The 19,306-nt window shown below is 55.9% G+C and carries 13 protein-coding genes and 1 tRNA gene; 7 read left to right on the top strand and 7 right to left on the bottom strand.

Annotated elements, in window-relative coordinates:
• Positions 1–231: 231 nt before the first annotated feature.
• From SV7mr_RS20340 to SV7mr_RS20330, 3 genes are all read right to left on the bottom strand, one after another.
• Complete coding sequence (locus SV7mr_RS20340) at positions 232–1,512, bottom strand: M16 family metallopeptidase (RefSeq protein ID WP_145276152.1); 1,281 nt, start codon at positions 1,510–1,512, stop codon at positions 232–234.
• A 76-nt stretch (positions 1,513–1,588) separates the two neighbouring features.
• Positions 1,589–2,851 carry a M16 family metallopeptidase gene (locus SV7mr_RS20335; RefSeq protein ID WP_419187677.1) on the bottom strand — a complete coding sequence of 421 codons (1,263 nt, stop codon included), beginning with the start codon at positions 2,849–2,851 and terminating at the stop codon, positions 1,589–1,591.
• A gap of 246 nt (positions 2,852–3,097) precedes the next feature.
• Complete coding sequence (locus SV7mr_RS20330) at positions 3,098–3,892, bottom strand: site-2 protease family protein (protein WP_145276150.1); 795 nt, start codon at positions 3,890–3,892, stop codon at positions 3,098–3,100.
• A gap of 681 nt (positions 3,893–4,573) precedes the next feature.
• Here SV7mr_RS20330 and SV7mr_RS20325 point away from each other — a divergent pair.
• Entirely contained in the window at positions 4,574–7,117 is a 2,544-nt protein-coding gene (locus SV7mr_RS20325; RefSeq protein WP_419187676.1) for a DUF1592 domain-containing protein, read from the top strand.
• 58 nt (positions 7,118–7,175) lie between these two features.
• Entirely contained in the window at positions 7,176–8,486 is a 1,311-nt protein-coding gene (locus tag SV7mr_RS20320; protein WP_145278772.1) for a DUF1552 domain-containing protein, read from the top strand.
• 19 nt (positions 8,487–8,505) lie between these two features.
• Here SV7mr_RS20320 and SV7mr_RS20315 read toward each other — a convergent pair whose 3' ends face one another.
• The 3 genes from SV7mr_RS20315 to SV7mr_RS20305 all read right to left on the bottom strand — a co-directional run bounded on the left by SV7mr_RS20315 (position 8,506) and on the right by SV7mr_RS20305 (position 10,533).
• Positions 8,506–8,949, bottom strand: a complete 444-nt coding sequence (locus SV7mr_RS20315; RefSeq protein WP_145276148.1) for an ATP-binding protein — start codon at positions 8,947–8,949, stop codon at positions 8,506–8,508.
• A 346-nt stretch (positions 8,950–9,295) separates the two neighbouring features.
• Positions 9,296–9,718, bottom strand: a complete 423-nt coding sequence (locus tag SV7mr_RS20310) for an STAS domain-containing protein (protein ID WP_145276146.1) — start codon at positions 9,716–9,718, stop codon at positions 9,296–9,298.
• 530 nt (positions 9,719–10,248) lie between these two features.
• Positions 10,249–10,533, bottom strand: a complete 285-nt coding sequence (locus SV7mr_RS20305; RefSeq protein WP_145276144.1) for a hypothetical protein — start codon at positions 10,531–10,533, stop codon at positions 10,249–10,251.
• Positions 10,534–11,076: 543 nt separating this feature from the next.
• On the opposite strand from SV7mr_RS20305, the gene SV7mr_RS20300 reads away from it, so the two are divergent.
• From SV7mr_RS20300 to SV7mr_RS20290, 3 genes are all read left to right on the top strand, one after another.
• Positions 11,077–11,150, top strand: a tRNA-Val gene (locus SV7mr_RS20300).
• A 715-nt stretch (positions 11,151–11,865) separates the two neighbouring features.
• Positions 11,866–12,879: a dTDP-glucose 4,6-dehydratase gene (rfbB, locus tag SV7mr_RS20295; RefSeq protein WP_145276142.1), complete on the top strand. Its 1,014-nt coding sequence runs from the start codon at positions 11,866–11,868 to the stop codon at positions 12,877–12,879.
• Entirely contained in the window at positions 12,866–13,141 is a 276-nt protein-coding gene (locus SV7mr_RS20290) for a hypothetical protein (protein ID WP_145276140.1), read from the top strand. The genes rfbB and SV7mr_RS20290 overlap by 14 nt, the downstream gene beginning before the upstream one ends.
• Here SV7mr_RS20290 and SV7mr_RS20285 read toward each other — a convergent pair.
• Entirely contained in the window at positions 13,129–14,052 is a 924-nt protein-coding gene (locus SV7mr_RS20285) for a dihydrodipicolinate synthase family protein (RefSeq protein WP_145276137.1), read from the bottom strand. The genes SV7mr_RS20290 and SV7mr_RS20285 overlap by 13 nt on opposite strands.
• A gap of 281 nt (positions 14,053–14,333) precedes the next feature.
• Here SV7mr_RS20285 and SV7mr_RS20280 point away from each other — a divergent pair, with 281 nt between their 5' ends.
• Positions 14,334–15,950 carry an SLC13 family permease gene (locus SV7mr_RS20280; protein WP_145276136.1) on the top strand — a complete coding sequence of 539 codons (1,617 nt, stop codon included), beginning with the start codon at positions 14,334–14,336 and terminating at the stop codon, positions 15,948–15,950.
• Between the two features lie 218 nt (positions 15,951–16,168).
• Positions 16,169–19,213 carry a PSD1 and planctomycete cytochrome C domain-containing protein gene (locus tag SV7mr_RS20275; RefSeq protein WP_419187675.1) on the top strand — a complete coding sequence of 1,015 codons (3,045 nt, stop codon included), beginning with the start codon at positions 16,169–16,171 and terminating at the stop codon, positions 19,211–19,213.
• The last annotated feature ends 93 nt before the right edge of the window (positions 19,214–19,306 follow it).

Genomic DNA, 19,306 nt, shown 5'->3' with positions numbered 1-19,306 from the left:
AAGAAGCAAAGTAAGCCTAACTATCATACCGGCAATTGCAAGCAAATGCCGCTTTGCCGTCCAGCACACGTCGGGCCTGCCTGGCCAGTCCAGTGGGGTGATCTGAATCACCGTCGCGGGAGCGGAGAATGCATGCAGGCTGGTCACGACCTTGCGCGAAGAGGCAACGTCGAGCGACGTGGCAAAGAGGCAGCTAGCGATTGCCGCCAGCCTGCTCAGTTGCCAGCCTGCTCAGTTGCCAGCCTGTACCGCAGATGGCGTTGCCGCCAAGTATTTTTTCGCAACCCTTGCGATGGCATCGGTGGTCACGCCGCGCATGCCGCTGATGGTCTGATCTAAATCCAGGTATTCGCCATGCATCAAATAGCGTGAGCCCAGGCCGAAGAGTCGGTTTCCTGGCCGTTCACTGTGCATGATGTAGGACGCGGTGTTTTTGTTGATCGCTTGCTGCAATTCCTTCTCGTTGGGCGCTGCTTGGACCAATTGATCGCTTAGCGTCCGAATGGACTGCAAGTTGCTGGCCAGGTTTTGCGGATCACAGATCAGGTAGGTGAACCAGGCGCCTTGGTCGCTAAACTCTTGAGGCCAGCACGTTGCCACTTCAGCGCGGCCGGTGTCGATCAATTCCCAGAACAAGCGACTGCTGCCTTCATCACCAAGGATCGATCCCAGCATTCGCGCGGCATGTCGGTCTGGATCGGCTGCCGAAGGGCCATCACCGATACCAATCCAATAGGTTTGGTTGGCGTCCGGTGAATCCACGGTCGGTGTCAGTTCGACGCCGTCGGGCAGCGTGTTGGGGTCGTCCTCTGGAAGTGCCGTTGGTTGCGGACGGTCCGCCCAGTGCGCGGTCATCGATTCGACTTGTGCGACCAAGCCATCGAAGTCAACATTGCCCGAAGCGGCGACGACAATGTTCTCGCCACGGTAACGTTGGTAAAAGTAATCACGCATCTGCTGAGCCGTCATGGCCTTGATCGATTCGTTCGTGCCCAGCACTCGACGGCCCAACCCGCGAGGGCCAAAATGAATTTCAAAGGCTCGTTCAAAACCACCGAATGGCGGCTGATCTTCGTACTTTGCGATCTCTTCTAAAATCACCTGCCGCTCGGTTTCGAATTCTTGTGCGTCAAGTGTTGGTGACAGCATGTCGGATAGCAGGTCAACAATCCGATCCTGGAATTTCGGCAGCACGGTCGCGTAGTAAACCGTTTGTTCCTCTGACGTGTAAGCATTGCTGTTACCGCCAAGTTCGTCCAGTTCACGATTGACATCGGCAGCAGAACGCCGCGCGGTGCCTTTGAACATCATGTGCTCAAGAAAGTGGCTGAGTCCGCTTTGTGGATCACGTTCATTGCGAGCTCCAGCGCGGACGAAGTAGCCTAATGACATGGAATAGCTACGTGGGTCCACTTCGGCAACGACTTGCAAGCCATTGCTTAGTTTCGCTTGGCGAAACTCTTTACCCGAAGGTAGGTCGGTCAAAATGGAAACGTTCGCAGTGTTTGACATAATGATGCCGGGTAACGCAAAGCTAGATTCGAAAAGGGACAGACTTGGCTCTGGCGGACCGAGAGCCTTGGGCGATTTACAGATTGACCGTCAGTGGTTGAGGTCCAAGCGTCACAACGTGAAAGTCCTGGGGCGGATTCTCTGTCCAGTACTCTTGCACGTCTTTTAGTGTGATCGCTTCGATCAGCTCGCTTAAGGCTTTGGTTTCCAGCGGGCGGCCGAGCTGAAAGAAATCACTGGCCAGTGAGCTCGCGCGAGAGGCGCTGGATTCCTGTTCCATCACCAGAGCGCTTTCGATACGCACTTTCCAGCGATCCAGCTCGCTCTGCTGCAAGTCATCCACCAAGTGTTTGACTTCATGCAGCGTCACGTCCAAGGTTTCTTGAGCTCGTTCGGGAGTCGTCCCGGCATAGCCAAAAACGGTGGCAGCATTGGGCAGCGAGTGGCAGCTCGCCGAAACGGTGTAGCACAATCCACGTTGCTCGCGGACTCGGTCAAATAAGCGACTGCTCATGCCATCGCTCAAGATTCCAATGCCCGCTCGCATCTTGAAATATCTCTCGTGTCCATACGGGATGCAGGGGAAACCAAAGGCGATGTGCGTCTGGCTTGTTTCCATTTCGATCGAGTCATAGCCGGGGCAACTTTCCGCTTCGTACTGGACTGCTTTGTCACCGCTTTTCCAATCACCAAACTCTGCCTCGGCTGTGGCAATGATCTGTTTGGGTTGTACGTTCCCAGCGACCGTCAGGACGGCTCCGTTGGCTTGGTAATAGGTTTGAAAGAACTCGCGAACATCGTCTTGGCTGATGGTCTGGAGAGATTCCATGGTGCCTTGTGGGCCTCGCCCAAGCCGGTCGCCGTAACGCATTTGTCTGATGCGGCGCATGACTCGATGCGAGGGTTCGTCTTCGATGGCTCGCAGCTCTTGCATCATCATCATCCGCGCATCGTCCAGTTGGTCGGCGGGCAGGTGCGGCCGGCGCAAGATATCCGCGTAGACGCCCAACGCTTGGTCGAACGATTCTGCAGGCATCGCCGCGCCATAGGAGACTACATTGGTCAGCACACCGCTGTTTCGGTCCAGTCCCAAATTGTCTTGCGCGGCGACAAGGTCTCGACTGCTGTAACTGCCCGCCCCACGCTGGACCATTTCGCAAGTCATGGACGCAATGCCCGCTCGATCGGCGGATTCCTGACAAATGCCTGCGGGAAAGGACAGTGTGAAGGCAGCCGAACGCAACCAAGGCATCGGCTGCACGATCACTGTCATGCCGTTGCTCATGCGGTGCAGCACGATTTCTGATTGGATGTCCGAAGAGGCGAGCGGTGTGGTCATGTGTGTTGTCTTTCCTAAGCGAAGAAGCCTGAATTGTCGCAACAGAAACAGAATCAGCACAGGGGGCGCCGCTAGAAGCAGCATCTTGCCGCTTTCTGTAGGAAATCACGGGCTTGAGCCACTGGAAATTGGTCACCAGCGACTGAGCACCAGCCACCGCTGCCCGCCTGATTCACTCTGCGGTGTGCGGGACAGGCCCGTTGTCAGGCCAGCGGATGCACAGCTATTGGCGGAACGGCAACCCCGTCACCACCGCCGCGGCCCGCCACCGGCGGATTGGATCATTTGAAAACTGCTGATGGCAAACATCAGAAAAAACAGACCCGTCATCTGGTTGCCTTGCTGTCGCATGAAGTACAGGCCGACGGCGCCAGCGGTTATCACACTCAGCCACAGCGAATGAATCTCCGTTCCACGGTTGAGCAGAAACACCGACCGGGCGATGCGTCCGCCATCCAATGGCCAAATCGGAAGCAGGTTCAAGACCGCCCACATGATACTGGGGTAGAGATAGAACGTGACCAACGCATCGATGGCACGGTTCTGCATCGGTTCACCTTCGGAAATCCAGGGCAAATCTACGATGAACTGTGGAAACAGTTGCAGCCCCAAAAACTGGTACCCTGAAACTCTGATCAACAAGAAGATCACCATCGCGCTGGCGATCTGCAGCAGGGGGCCCGCCAGCGAAATCACGATGTCCTGCTTAGGCGACAGTCGCATCGACGAACCACCCAGCGAGGAAAAGCTAGTGGGGATCGCCAGCCCACCGAAATGGTACAGCACAATCGACGCGTTGATGCCGTAATGACGGAAGGCCAAGGCATGTCCTAGTTCATGAATCAAGATCGACGCGAAGATGCAAGCCGACCACATGACCAGCAGTGCCGGCACCGTCAGGTTTCCAGCGGAGAAGGCATAGCACAGGTTATAGCCCAGCACCAAGGCCGCGATCCAAAACGTCCAGGCAATCCGCACGGGGAAACCAAGGAGTATGAACCGCAGGTCGTAGGGGGATTCTTGGGGTTCTGAAAGCAGCATGTTGTGGATCTCTTATGGCAATCTGCAGACGGCAGCTTGGCGGTGAATCGACTCGCTGGGCCTGTCGATCGCAATGTTCGTCAGCCTGCGTGGCCACGCAGTGGCACTAATATAGCGGCCACATGCTTCCCTATGCAGGTGTGACTCCTGGCGGCAAGCCTGAGCGGCCAAGCCCAATGGACCGTGCGATGTCGCGCAGCGCTGCCAATCTGCGGGATTGATGTACGATTTTACCGGTTCTAACTGCAGTCCGGCACGCTTGGGGACGCGTCAGCTGAAGGCGAGTTGCCATTAAACCTAGCGTAACGGTGGTCAACTGGTAATAATGGTGGAGGGTCGCACTCGGCGGTTGTCCCTCAGGGCTTGCAGTTCACAGAGCGAAGTCGGAGCTTCCCCGCCGGTCCCCGCCTCCCTGCCCACCGATTGGACTTGTCTCGCCATGCATTTGCATCGGCGAATCGTCTGGCCTAGCATCGCATGCTGGAATGAACCCGTTCTAGAACGTTGACGCAGCGCTTGGTTGATTTCCATTCCTTGAGGTCTTCATGAAGCCAGGACCTCAGCGAAGCCAGGACCTCAGCGAAGCCAGGACCTCAGCGAAGCCAGGACCTCAGCGAAGCCAGGACCTCAGCGAAGCCAGGACCTCAGTGAAGCCAGGACCTCAGTGAAGCCAGGACCTCAGTGAAGAAGCAAACACAGCAACACAATCAAATGATGCCTTACCTTTCACCACTCCGTTCCGTCTTGGCTTTGGGGAGCCTCTGTCTCGCAGCGATCGCGTTCGCGGATCGTCCCGAGCAATTGTTGGCACTGGTCCAGCAAAACTGCATTGACTGTCACGATGGACAAGACGGCGAAGGAGGTTTCGATGTCGCTTCATTGGACGCGGATGTCTTGAAGCGACCGGCCAGCGAGAAAGAACTGTTCAAATGGATCCGAGTGTTTGATCGCATTCACGATGGCGAAATGCCGCCGCCGGATGCCGGTGAAATGGATGCCAGTGAACACACGCAGCTCGTCAAGGGGCTGCGGCAAACGCTCGACCAATCTCAGTCTCAGTTGCATCGGCAAATTGGACGTGTGCAATCGCGCCGATTGACGCGCGATCAGTTGGAGTGGACGCTGAATGATCTGCTGGCCGTTGATCTTCCCGTGGCCGAGCTCATGCCCGAAGAGGAGCGCACCGATGGCTTTCGCAACATAGCGCAAGCTCAGTCAATGTCGTATTATCACTTAGAAGACCATTTGCGGATCGTTGATGCGGCTTTGGACTATGCCTTTGTACGAGCGTTCTCGCCCGAGCAACCGTTCCGTTTAGACTTGCCGGCAACTCGGATTGCTGCCAAACGCAAAGGGCAGCGCAACCGCGAACCGGAACTTCGCCAAGACGCCGCCGTCGTCTGGTCGTCATCGATGCCGTTCTATGGACGGATCAACAACAGCACCGTCAAGGTGTCCGGCTGGTATGACATTGCGTTGAATGCCTCGTCCATTAAGGGGCCAGAGGATCAAGGCCAGCGTGTTTGGTGCAGTGTCCGATCGGGTGAGTGCACATCCAGTGCTCCGCTGTTGAATTGGATTGGTGAGTTTGAAGCCACACCGGAGGCTTCCGAGTACACCTTTAGAGCTTGGTTGGAAGCCGGCCATCGCTTGGAAATCCGTCCACAAGATCGCCGATTGAAACTGGGACGATTCAATGGGGGACAGGTTGGGTTTGGTGAAGGCGAACCACAGGACCTGCCCGGCGTGGCGATGTATCATCTGACACTGACGCAAGTCTTTCCCGGTGGCGATCCAGATCGAGTCCGGAAGGCCTTGGTCGGGGACTTGAATGTGAAGTGGGCTGGAAATAAGGATGCACCCAAACCGCGACGTGGTGAATCGGTCACCGATGCACTGGCACGCTTCGCTTTGGTCAGCCAGCAACCAGCCCAGGACCTGCGTCGTCGCACCCGCCAGTTTGCCAGTCGTGCCTTTCGCCGACCGGCAAACGATCAAGTGATGAAGCCCTATTTTGCGATGATCTCGCAGGGCCTGGAGGAAAAACAACCGCCGCTGGAGGTGTTGTATCATTGTTGCCGAGCGATTCTCTGCTCACCACGGTTCATCTACTTCACTGAAGTCGGTGCCGACGCCAAGCAGACACTGGCTTCGACAGCAAAGGCATTGCCTGGAAACGCCATCGGTGGTCGGCTAGATGATCACGCGATCGCGACACGGTTAAGTTACCTGTTGACGGGACACGGGCCGGACTGGACGCTAAAAAAGGCTGCTGACGAAGGCAAGTTGCAAGATCCGGCCGAAGTGATCAAACACACTCGCCGTTTACTAAAAGGTGACAACCTCGATCACTTTGTCGCTGATTTTACCGACCAGTGGTTGGATTTGGCCGATATCGCTTTCACGGAACCCGATCGCCGCATGTATCGTCACTTCGATTTGACGGTGCAGTCATCGATGGTTCAGGAGACGCGGCGGTTTATCAAGACCTTGATCAGTGAGAATGTGCCCGCGCATCAGTTGATCGACGCAAAGTTCACGTGGTTGAATAATCGACTGGCGGACTATTACGAACTGGATCACAAGATCGAAGATGATCAGTGGCGCCGAGTGGCCTTGGGTGACCATCCACATCGCGGCGGCCTGCTGACCCATGGTTCGGTGTTAAAAGTCACCGCAAATGGGACAGACAGCTCGCCAGTGGTTCGCGGCGTCTGGTTGTGCGACCGGATTCTCGGTGTACCGATTCCTGATCCGCCAGAAAGTGTCCCGGCGATTGAGCCAGACATTCGCGGTGCGAAAACCGTTCGTGAGATTCTGGAAAAACATCGTTCGCAATCTGAGTGCGCGTCCTGTCATCTTCGCATCGATCCCTCCGGTTTTGCCTTAGAACACTTTGACCCCGCTGGACGCTGGCGTGACAATTACTTGGTTCGCAAAGGAGGTTCGTTCCGCAGCGGTCCAAAAGTTGATTCAGCCTACCAGATGCCCGATGGACGGCCGTTTGAAAGCTTTCAACAGTTTCGCGAGCTGGCCGCCGATAATGATGATCAAGTGGCCAGGAACTTTGCCGCCAAGTTGCTAACCTATGCGACCGGACGTGAGATGACGTTTGCTGATCGCAAAGCGTTGGACCAGATTGTTGTTCAAACAGCAGACGAACAGTACGGATTGCGTTCGGTCATCGAAGCTTCCGTGACCAGTCCAATTTTCCTTAACAAGTGAGCCTTTCAAGATGACTAAGACGAATCAGCCAGCTTCAAATAAAGGCCCACAGACCAGCATGCCCAACAAGGCCGCCGCGGTGGTGGGTTCAGCCATGCGAAGACGATCCTTGCTGCGTGGTTCGGGCGTTGCGATGGCACTGCCATGGCTTTCTGCAATGCAGCCAGCAGGCCAGGCCAACGCCGATCAGGTGGCCGAAAAACAAGCCAACCCGCGCCGTTTTGTGGCCATGACTCTGGGGCTGGGATTGTTGTCTGGCAATCTGAATCCCGAGCAGGAGGGGCGTGGCTATGAGTCGTCTCGCTACTTGAAGTCCCTAGAAGATATTCGTGATGACTACACCATCATCAGTGGCTCCAGTCACCCTGAGGTCACCAACGGACACCGTGCCGAAGCCAGCATTTTGACCGCGACTCCGATCGGCAACAGCGGCAGCGCCAAGAACACCGTTTCGCTGGATCAATTGTTGGCCAAGCAACTCGGCCGTGAGACTCGGTTCCCTGCGCTAGTGCTCAGTTTATCGGGATCGCAAAGTCCGTCCTACACCGACACCGGGTCGATGATCTCGGCGGAGAGTTCGCCAGCCAAACTGTTCACCAGTTTGTTCGTTGATCAGTCGCCCACCGAACAAGCCCAGCAAGCTCGTCGCATCAGTGAAGGCCGCAGCATCATGGATGTCGTGGGTCAGGATGCGAAGCGGTTGCAGCAGCAACTTGGCGCAGGCGACCGAAATCGCTTGGATGAGTTCTTTACCAGTGTGCGAGAGCTGGAACGGTTCATGGCGTCTAACCAGCAATGGGCCAAGTTGCCAAAGCCCAAGGTCGACATGAAGATGCCCGTTCAGCCGGGTGGGAATGACTTGATCGGTCGGCAAGCAATGATGATGCAGGTCATGAAGCTCGCCCTGCAAACCGATTCTACGCGGTTCATCACCTTGCACGTGCCTGGAGGCAATCCACGGGTTCCAATTGAAGGCGTTCAAGAAGGCTATCACACGCTCAGCCACCACGGTCGCAACGAAGACAAGATGGAACAGTTGTCGTTGATCGAAGAGCAGATCGTGGGCACGTACGGTGACTTCCTGCGTGACCTCGGCGGCGTTGATGAGCCCAATGGATCACTGCTGGATCATACGAGCGTGCTGCTGACCAGTAATCTTGGCAACGCATCGAGTCACGATAACCGTAACATGCCAGTCTTGATCGGTGGCGGTGGATTCCGTCACGGGCAGCACTTGGCATTCAGTAAGACCAAGAATTATCCGCTGGCGAATCTCTATGTTTCCATCCTGCAGCAAACCGGCTTGTCGCTTGATCGCTTCAGCAGTGGAACCACAACCATGAATGGACTTGAGCCGACAACTGCCTAGCAGATTTCGCTTGGCAGATTTAGGCGTCGTCCGCTTTGCAGCGTTGGCCTTTGATCTTGATCATCCGCACTTTGTTGCCTCGGTCGCTGTAGTGCACCTGATTCATCACCGAGTGGATCAGTAGCACGCCGCGTCCGCCAGGGCATTCCAAACGATCTTCGTCGCGGGGGTCCGGAACTTTGCTCAGATCAAAGCCAGGACCTTGGTCAACGATCTCAATTTCCAACCGTTCACCATCGACGTGCATGCCAACTTGAACCGTCTTGTCGGCTGAGAGTTGATTGCCGTGGCGAATCGCGTTGGTGATCGCCTCTTCGTAGGCAAGTTGCACGCGAAAGAGATCGAGATCTTCCCATTCAAATTGCGTCATCGCCTCAAGCAGAGGCTGAATCAATCCACTACCGATGCTCGGATCGCTAGGGATCTCTTGCTGCAGTTTCCAGACTTCTGCGTCCGATGTCATGCCATCGACCGTGACGGTAAGTGAGAGAGGTGATGAAGTTCGTCGATGGAGATGGCCGCGTCTTCTACGATGGGAGCTAACCCACGCAGTCTGCCAGGGGAATCAAGCGACGGAAACAGGCCTATAAGATACCAGTTTCTTGGACGCCGTGAAACAGGCTCTCAGCAGCGGCGGCGATTTGAGTGGTGTCGCCAGAATGGAGGGGCCGGATTGCTGGGCCGGATTGTGTGCACCGGTCACTGCGTTCGGTGGATCGCTGTGTTGTTAAGAAACACTGTCGTGATGAGAAGCACAGCGTGATTGAAGTCACCGGAAGTTGCATTCCCAGCTCAGCGCTGGTTGGCAATCAGGCCGGTTGCAGCCCGGCGTTGACGTCACTGGGGACGATTTCAAACATTCGTTCCAGACGCGTGATGCGAAAGACTTCGCGAACTTCTGTACACACGCCGCTCAATTCCAGACGCACGCCCGCGTGTCTGGCGAGGGTCTGGACGGAGATCAGGCTGTTCAAGCCCATGCTGTTGATGCGAGAGACCAGGTGAAGGTCGATTTCTAGCACCCCGCTGGAAGGCTCAATCACGCTGGCATCGGAGGAATTGGCATCGGCGAGCCCGCCGGAAAGCCAATCGGACAGCGCTCGGTCAACACTCTTTGAAAAAGCCTCCGATTCCGACGGCTGTGCCAGGAGGCTCAGGTTCGGGGTCGCTGTGATTCGATTGGCTTCCGTTCGATAACTGACGAAATCGTCGGTTTTGTCGTCCCGGTGCATGTTGACGTGGTGGTTGGAGGTAAGGCAGGAGCCGCAGCATCCAGTGCGAGCCAGAAAGCGGATCAAGCCATTTACAAATGCCCCGTGAGGATGACCGCAGTTGGAGCTTACCCAGTTTGAAGGTTGCTAGCAAATCAGTTCTCCACTAGCGGTGCCCAGAGTCCCCTAGTTCCTGTTTAGTGAGGTTTTCGTGCATCGACGCGACTGAAGGTCGTCAGACAGGGGCACTGAAGGTTGTCAGGCAGGGGCACTGTCCTGAGTGCTTGCTGGTAAACGCCCGGAGTCGGCGTTCGATGGAGAGTCCAGAGTTGAGCGAATCAGCCCGCTGAGAGCACGCGCTGTGAGGCGACGCGGGGCCAATAAAGACGCGGGGCCAATTGAAAAGCCCAGGCTGGAATCATCAGCCTGGGCGTTGTGTTGGGGTCGCACGAGGGGGCATAGGAGGGGTCGGTGCAGAGCGGTCCGCAGTGGTGTGTTCAGCCCTCACTCATTTGGATGAGCCGCCCAGTTTGTTTAGCCGCCCAGTTTGTTTAGCCGCCATGTTTGGGGATCGCCAAGGCGTGCAAGGTGACAATGCTTCCGACCGCGATCATGCAGCTGCCCAGCCAGCGGGGTGGTGTGACTCGTTTGGTGATTGCTGGATCGAGTGATTGCACAATCACATCATCTTCTCCGGGGATCGGAGTTTTGGTGATTTTGGCGGCCATTCGAGTGGCGGGTTCACTCAGGACAAACGATTCCACGCGTCGGAATTGCAGTCCCAGCAGGATCAGCAATAAGCCAAACAGGAAGTAGCGGTTGCGATAGAAGGACATGGGTCAGCGTGTGAATTTGAAGGAGGCGGAGTGACGATCCAGGAGGCGTCACGCGGCCACGGTTTGTACAGTCTGCACAAGTCTCTGATCTGATTTGTGCTTGAAATCGGTGCGACGCTGCTTGCCCCACGCGGCATTCAGTCAATGGAGTGGGCAGTGCAACGTTTCTGTTATCGGCCGAGTTCGGCGGTTGGGTCCACGGATCGCACAAAAAGCCGCTTGGCACAATCAGGCGGGAAATTCCTATCCTGTGGAGGGTAGAATCACCGGTCGGCTGACCGTTAACGGTCAGGGTGACTGTGCTGACGTCGGTCGGTTTGGGCGGCCAGACCAGTGAAAGATTAGCCCCTTTCCTCACCGTGAGCGGCAGCGACGCCAGCGGATTCCGCAAGGGAGTTGCGACACCTGCCAAAGGATTCCCAGCCTAGGAAGAAAACTTCCCGCACGCCTTGACGATTCCACGGAGGTCAACCAAACTATCGCCCCTCAGCGAGTAGGAAGGTTCGGTTACATGTCAGCCCCTGACCTCGCCACCCTTAAATCGGGCGATTAGCTCAGTTGGTTAGAGCGCTACGTTGACATCGTAGAGGTCACAGATTCGAATTCTGTATCGCCCACTTCCGGAAACCCCGTAAAACTCAGTGTTTTGCGGGGTTTCTTCGTTTCTAAGGTGCTCTCGCTTTCACCGCCCCGATGGCCAGAAAGTGACTCCAATTGACCCTGCTTTCCTGGATTGGGTGCAAGCATTCGCGGCCCGGTTTCGATCGGCCGTTCTGGCCGTGCGTTCGGTATCAATCGTTAGCGTGGCGCGGAAGATCAAAACACTACAGGCCAGAAACACTACAGGCCAAGAACTCAGCGGGCGCTGAGTGTTCCTTCGATCCTCTGCTCTGTGATCGAGGGTGCATCAGTTCTTGGCCTCGGAGGGGGCAGCAGCACTTAGCTGCCGGTGAAGCACCCGTTGCGAAGGAGCGACAGTAAACCGGGACGCAGAAGCCCGTTGCACCTGCGAGGTCGTTCTGTGACTTGCTCGCTTTAAGCGACGGACGTTTGTTTCTTGTCGACGCAGTGGGGCGTGTTTCTGCTGGCGGCGTCCGGTTGGGCGTCGCAGGTGTCAGGGCAGCTGGTTTCTCACTGCGCTATGCTCTCCTTGCCTTGCCCTGCCCTGCCCTGCTCTGTTCTGCTCTGGCCTGCTCTGGCCTGAGTGCAGTTGAGTCACCGGGTACAATGGGGTTCCGGATGGGGCGTTCATCGCCCGTTGCCACTGTGCCCTTACATTCCTGTCCGGTTTTTCTTTCCCAGGCAATTGCGGCACGCACAGGATCTGAATGGATGAGCAAAAAATTACTGGTAACAGGCGGCGCGGGGTTCATTGGATCCAATTTCATTCATCACGTGTTGGAGCAACGCCCTGAGGATTCCATCGTTAACTTGGATCTGCTCACCTATTCCGGCAATCTCGATAACCTGAGCGACGTTGAAAGCGATCCACGTTATCGCTTCGTCCATGGCAGCATCTGCGATCGCGGTTTGGTTACTGAGTTGGTTTCCAGCACCGATTGTGTGGTGCACTTTGCAGCGGAGAGTCATGTCGATCGTTCCATTGACGATGCTTCTGCGTTTATCCAGACCAACGTGTTGGGCACCCAGGTGTTGCTGGACGCTGTCAAAGCATGTGGCGGTCGACGCATGCTTCATGTCAGCACCGATGAAGTTTATGGCTCGCTGCCCTTGGATCAGCCCGAGGTCAAGTTTTCGGAACACTTCTCGCTTAGCCCTAACAGTCCTTACGCGGCTTCGAAGGCCTCTTCGGATCTGTTGGTGCGGGCTTTTCGTCAGACGTTTGGTCTGGATGTTGTGACGACGCGGTGTTCAAACAACTTTGGGCCGTATCAGTTTCCTGAAAAGGTGATTCCCTGTTTCGTCACTCGCTTGGCTCAGGGGATGAACGTGCCGCTGTATGGAGACGGCAAAAACGTTCGCGATTGGATTCACGTGATCGATCACTGCGAAGCGATCTTGTTGGTCCTAGAGCAGGGCCGTGCTGGGGAGGTATACAACGTCGGCGGAGATAACGAGCGCAGCAATCTTGAGCTCACACATGCGATCTTAGATCTCATGGACCTGCCCAAGCAACGCATCGAATTGGTTGCCGATCGATTGGGGCACGATCGTCGCTACGCCATCTCGGGCACCAAGATGAAGGAGGAATTCGGTTGGGAGCCCCGTCGATCGGCCTGGCCGGAAGCTCTTCGTCAGACGGTGGATTGGTACTTGAACAACCAGTCGTGGTGGCAGCGAATCCTGGCCAGGGCCAATGCTGATCGTCAGGATGCACGCGGATAGAAAGTGGGACAGCGGTATCGATTCACGTTGCTCTCACGCAGGCCGGTGTTGTGGTGCAGTCGTCTGGGTTGGTGATGGCGCGAAGGACTTCTTTCTGGGCGACAGCCTTCAGCCTGCGAGTCGCGACAGCATCAACCAAGCATCAACCAAGCATCAACCAAGCATCAACCAAGCATCAACCAAGCATCAACCAAGCATCAACCAAGCATCGACCTCGTCCAAGCATCGTCCAGCGCGGCGAGGGCTAGGCTACTTGCAGTGAATGCCGATCGATCGCAGGATCTCGGCAACCTGATCGCGCTGGGGCTTTAAAAAGCGATTGAAGGGGTCGGCAGGAAGGTCCTTGCAGATCCCGATGAGCGATAAGGCGGACTTCGTCGCTTTGATGTGGCGAGAGGCGTACTTGCCAACGTCGTAGATCGCTTGGAATTTTTTGACTTTTGACAAGTGTTGCTCGATCGCGGTCTGATCCTGGCTTGCAATCGCATTGAAGAGAGCGACAAATGTTTCGGGCATCACGTTCGCTCCACCGCTGACCCCGCCATCTCCACCGGCTTGCATGGCTTCGGGAAGCAAGGCCTCGGGGCCAATCAAGACGGACCAGTCGGGGCGCTCAGATTTGAGTTCACAGAGCGAGCGGAAATAATCCAGATCCCCGCTGCTGTCTTTGACGCCAATGACTTGCTCCAGATCGCTCAGCCTTTTGAGCGTCTCAATTTCAAACCAGACCTTGGTCAGCCCGGGCATGTTGTAGAGCATCAAAGGCAGGGGGATCAGCGGTGCAATGTTTCGCACGTAAGCCGTCAGTTCGGTTTGTCCAGCGGGAAAGTAATACGGCGTTGTCAGGACCGCCGCATCGGCACCGCAGTCTGCGGCAAACTCTGCCAAGAACACTGATTCGACAAACGCAGTATCAGTGACGCCAACCAGCACGGGCACGCGGCCAGCGACGATGCGCACGCTGTGTTGGATCAACTCGCGTCGCAGGCGATAACCCAAACTGGGAGCCTCCCCTGTGGTTCCCAGCAGAAACACGCCCGCCACGCCACCTTCGATGACATGGTTTAACAGGCGTTCTAAACCGTCAATGTCCAATGTGTCACGCGCCAACAATGGAGTGACCAAAGGAGGTACAATGCCTCGCAGTTGGAGGTTGGTTTCAAAATCAGACAAAGCGGTAAGACTCCCTGGAGGGAAACAGTGCAAGAGGGTAACAGGTTACCGATCGCTAATCTTGCTGATCTGCCAGGGTTTCGCAACCGGTGATCACCGCACTGGCTAGCAGGGAATGCTTGCTGGGATCGCGTGCAGTAAATGCTTGTTGGGGGCGTTTGGTGTCCCCGTGCGTGTGGCAACGGGATTGCCGTCCGGCCTTTGGTTTGACAGCCACCTGTTGATGCGTCGAGATAAAAAGCGAATGGCACCCGAAGTGTGCTCAACGGTTGGTAAAGGCGATGGATAAGTGGTTCAAGTTGCTGGTTGGTTTGGCGGGGCCGGTGGTCTTTCTGCTGTTGTGGCAGTTTGGTGGCGCTGAAGTTCAGGAGGGAGTTGCAGTTCAGCAGGGAGTGGAGGCTGCGGCCCAGCAGCAGCCTTTGTCGACGCTGGCGGCCGCCGTGCTGGGGGTTGCTTTGTGGATGGCGCTGTGGTGGACAACGGAGGTCGTGCCGATTGCGGTCACTTCGTTGGTGCCCATCATTGCCTTTCCCTTGTGTGGAGCCTTGGAGATTGGTGACACCACCTCCAGTTATGGTCACAAGTACATTTTTTTGTATATCGGTGGCTTCATCCTGGCCCTGGCCATTGAACGCTGGGGGTTGCATCGCCGCATCGCGTTGAATTTGATTCGCGTCATCGGCGCCAGTCCCCAACGCGTGATCCTGGGGTTCATGATCGCGACCGCTTTTCTTTCCATGTGGATTTCCAATACAGCGACATCGGTAATGATGCTGCCCATTGGGATGGCGATTGTCGCACAACTGACTGGCGGTGAGTCAAAACAGGGGGCGGGCTCAGGTGCTGGCGGTGAATCTGGACCACCGACAAGTGTGTTCGGCAAAGCCTTGATGCTGGGCATTGCCTACAGTGCTTCGATCGGTGGCGTTGCAACACTGATTGGTACCCCGCCTAACTTGGTGCTTGCCGGAATGGTGACGGACAAGTACGGGATTGAGATTGGCTTCGCTCAGTGGATGATCTTTGCGGCACCGATTTCAGTGATCCTGCTGCTATTGTGTTGGTATTATCTGACGCATCTGCGGTTTCGGTTGGGTGATGATGCGTCGCAGGTGTCAAGCCAGACGATTCAGGATCAAGTCCAGCAGCTCGGGAAGATGTCCTCGCAGGAACGCAAGGTCTTGATCGTTTTCTCGGTCACGGCAGTCTGCTGGATGTTCCGATCGGTGTTGCAGAGTTTCTTGCCGGTACTCTCGGGAGTTGACGACACGATGATCGCCATCGGGGCAGCGATTGTGCTGTTTCTGATTCCAGCAGGCAAAGATGACCAAGGCAATCCGGAGGTCTTGATGCGTTGGCAGGACACGCGTGAACTTCCCTGGGGCATCGTGTTATTGTTTGGTGGCGGATTAGCGCTGGCAAAGGGTGTTCAGGTCACTGGGCTCGCACAGTGGCTTGGTGATCAGTTCACGGTCTTGCACATTTCCTCGCTGCTGTTGTGGATTGTCTTGTTGGTTGCAGTGGTCAACTTCCTAACCGAAGTCACCAGTAACGTGGCGACAACCACGATGTTCTTGCCAGTGTTAGCCGCGTTGGCTTTGTCGATCGGCGCCGAGCCGTTGCCGCTGATGGTGGCTGCCACGATTGCAGCCTCTTGTGCGTTCATGTTACCGGTGGCGACTCCGCCCAATGCGGTGGTGTTCGGCTCGGGGCAATTGACCATCGCGGAAATGGCAAAGACGGGTTTCGTTTTGAATGTGATCTCAATTTTGCTGGTTTCGCTGTTCGTCTGGGGCGTGCTGCCCTGGGTTTGGGGAGATGCGTTGCAGGTGCCAAGTCCAGTGGCTGTTCCTGAGGCCGTGATTGAAATCGAATCAGCTTCGTTACCGACGGGCTAGATTGATTCAGGCGATGACTGGCATCGCCAACGCAGGTCAAGGCCGCAGTGCATCAGCTAGGTCTTTCGGATTGCAGATTCGGATTGCGAAGTCGCGGAAGCGGGCGTTTCCACCCGCTGCTGCCGTGCTGCCCGCAGCTGACTGGAAGTTTACTTTGAGCTACAATAGAGTTCTCTCCTTTGTGTTGCCCGCACCCCTTCCCTCCTTTGTTGGCACCGGTGGCTGTTTTGTCTGCTCATTCTGTTCTGCACCGCAATGCAATCTGTTTGGATGTGCAGCGGCGCTGGTCTCGGCTGTTTCTAACTTTGGTTCTGGGCAGCGGTCTGCTCGTTGGCTGGGTCTCAACTGGCCGGGCTGACACGGTCGACTTTGATACTCAGATTCGGCCGCTGTTGTCCAATCACTGTTTTCATTGTCACGGTCCCGATGAGGCGACTCGCGAAGCTGGTTTGCGATTGGACACCCAAGAGGGCGGGCGCGAGGACTTGGGTGGTTACGCGGCGATTGTTCCCGGTGATGTTTCCGCCAGCGAAGCGATGGAGCGAATCAATAGTGATGATCCGGATTTGGTGATGCCACCTCCGGACGCGAAACGCGATCTGAGTGCGGATCAGAAACAGTTGCTTGCAGATTGGGTCAAGCAGGGGGCCAACTGGTCAGAGCATTGGGCGTTTGAGCCTGTCGCTGCGGTGAAACCGCCGCAAGTCAATTCGGATTGGGCTCGTCATCCGATTGATCAGTTCATTTTCAAACGCATGCAACAGCACGGTTTGCAGCCCAACGCCGAAGCGGAACCTGCAGCGCTGATTCGACGTGTGACCATGGATTTGACGGGGCTGCCACCGACCCCTGAACAGGTCAAGGCCTTTGTTGCCAATCCCAGCGACGAAGCGTACCAACAGCTGGTGGATCGCCTGTTGGATTCGCCAAGCTATGGCCAGAGGATGGCGTGGGATTGGCTTGATGCGGCTCGCTATGCAGACACCGATGGGTTTCAAGGAGATCCAACCCGAACCATGTGGCCTTGGCGAGACTGGTTGATCAACGCGTTGAATGATAATCAGCCCTTTGATCAGTTCACCATCGAAATGCTGGCGGGTGATCTGTTGCCAAATGCAACCCAAGAACAAATTCTGGCCAGTGGTTTTAATCGCAATCACATGTTCAACGGTGAAGGCGGACGGATCGCCGAAGAGACACGCGTTGAGAATGTTTTTGACCGAACGGAAACCACCAGCACGGTTTGGCTTGGTTTGACCATGACCTGCAGTCGTTGTCATGATCACAAGTACGATCCGATCAGTCAGAAGGAATACTATCAGCTGTATGACTTCTTCAATCATACCTCTGAAAACGGTCGCAGCGGCCGAGGTAAAACGGCGCCGGTCTTCAACTACCTGTCAGCTGCTAACCGTGTTCAGCGAGACGCCTTGCAAGTTCAGCTGAACGCCGTGCAAGCCAAGTTGCGGCAGCCCCTTGCGGCGCTGGATCAAGCACAGCAAGTCTGGGCAACTGAACGGCGCGATCAGTTGGGTGCCAAAGGCAAGCCGATTCAGCTTGGCCCCTGGTGGAAGCTTGGCACGATTCCCGCCGAAGGCAAGCTCGCTTACGATCAAGATTTGGGGCCGGAGGCTTGGGGCCGAGAGACTCGCTTTGACCTGGAGTCAGCCATTGGCAAGCTGAAGTGGAGCAAGCAAGACAAGCAACAAGATGGAAAGGTGTTGGAGTTGCCCGCGACCGTGGGAGCCACCTATTTTTATCGCACGCTTACGGCAGACGAGCAGACCGCGGTGCAGTTGTTCTTTGGCAGTGATGATGCGATCAAGGTGTTTTTCAACGGCCAGCAAGTGTTGTCGAATCATGCCTCTCGGGCTGCCGCTGCCGATCAGGAAAACGTCAAGCTAACCATCCCCAAAGGTGAAAGTCATCTGTTGATCAAAATTGTCAACACCGGTGGCATCGGGGGCTTCTTCTTTCGTAAAGGCCAAGAGTCGCTGTTGGGATTGTCCGGAGAGTTGGTCAAGGTTTTGAGCAAAGATCCCGGCAAACGCAGTGCTGCGGAAAAGCTACAGCTTCAAGATCACTATCGCCAGCAGCATTGGGACCAGTGGGCGGCATTGGACAAGCAACGTGAGGCGTTGCAGAAACAAATCAATCAGGTCAATTCGCAGCAAGTCACGGTGATGGTGATGGATGATTTGGCTGAGGGCAAACGGCGTCAAACCAAAATTCTTGAACGTGGCGGATACGACAAGCCGACTGAGGTGACGGTTCAATCTGCGACACCATCCTTTTTGCCGGAAATGGATCTGCCTGACGGCGCTGCCGCAAGCCGACTGGACTTGGCGAAGTGGCTTGTCCGTAAAGATCATCCCTTGACGGCGCGGGTGACAGTGAATCGCTATTGGCAGACATTCTTCGGCAAAGGCATCGTGGCTTCAACGGAGGACTTTGGTAGCCAGGGTCAGCGTCCAACGCATCCGCAATTGCTGGACTGGTTGGCCACTGAATTCATGAACAGTGGTTGGAACGTCAAACAACTGCATCGCCATATTGTGACCAGCGCGACCTATCGCCAATCCGCGAAAGTCGTCGCCGCGACGCAAGCGCTTGATCCACAGAATACGTTTTATTCGCGGTCGCCACGCTATCGCTGGCCGTCCTGGATGCTGCGTGATCAAGCCTTGGCGGTCAGTGGTTTGATCAATGCTGATTTGGGCGGCCCGTCAGTGAAGTCTTACCAACCGCAGGGTATTTGGGCCGAAGCAACGTTTGGCAAGATTCGCTATTCGCCCGATTCGGGAGACAAGCTTTATCGGCGGAGCCTGTATCTGTTTTGGCGGCGCATCGTCGGGCCGACGATGTTTTTCGATGGTCCCAAGCGACAGACCTGCGAAGTCAAACCGACGCGCACCAACACCCCGCTGCATGCTTTGGTGACAATGAACGAAACGACGTTTGTCGAATCCGCTCGGCAAATGGCACAGCGGGTCATGCAGCAACATTCTGAAGTCGAAACGCGACTGAGTTATGCGTTCCAACTGGCGACGTCCCGAGCACCATCGGGTGAGGAGTTGCAGTTGCTTCAGCGGCGCATCGCTGCCGCCGAAAAGCAGTTCAACGCGTCGCCTGAGGACGCAGTGGCCTTGTTGTCTGTGGGGGCGTCACAGCGGAATGAAGAACTCGATGCCGCTCAGCACGCCGCCTACACGGTGGTGTGCCTGACGTTATTGAACTTGGATGAAACATTGACTCGGAATTGATCGAAGTTGTTGCAGAGGGATGGCAGTCCGGTGGGCAGGATGCAACTCAGCCGTTTTGGCGTTGGTCACGGTTTTTGTATCGTTAACGATTGA

The sequence above is a fragment of the Stieleria bergensis genome (genome assembly GCA_007745635.1).
Classification (GTDB): Bacteria; Planctomycetota; Planctomycetia; order Pirellulales; family Pirellulaceae; genus Stieleria; species Stieleria bergensis.
Note: the sequence above shows the minus strand (reverse complement) of the source record. Positions and strands in the feature narration are given on the sequence as shown.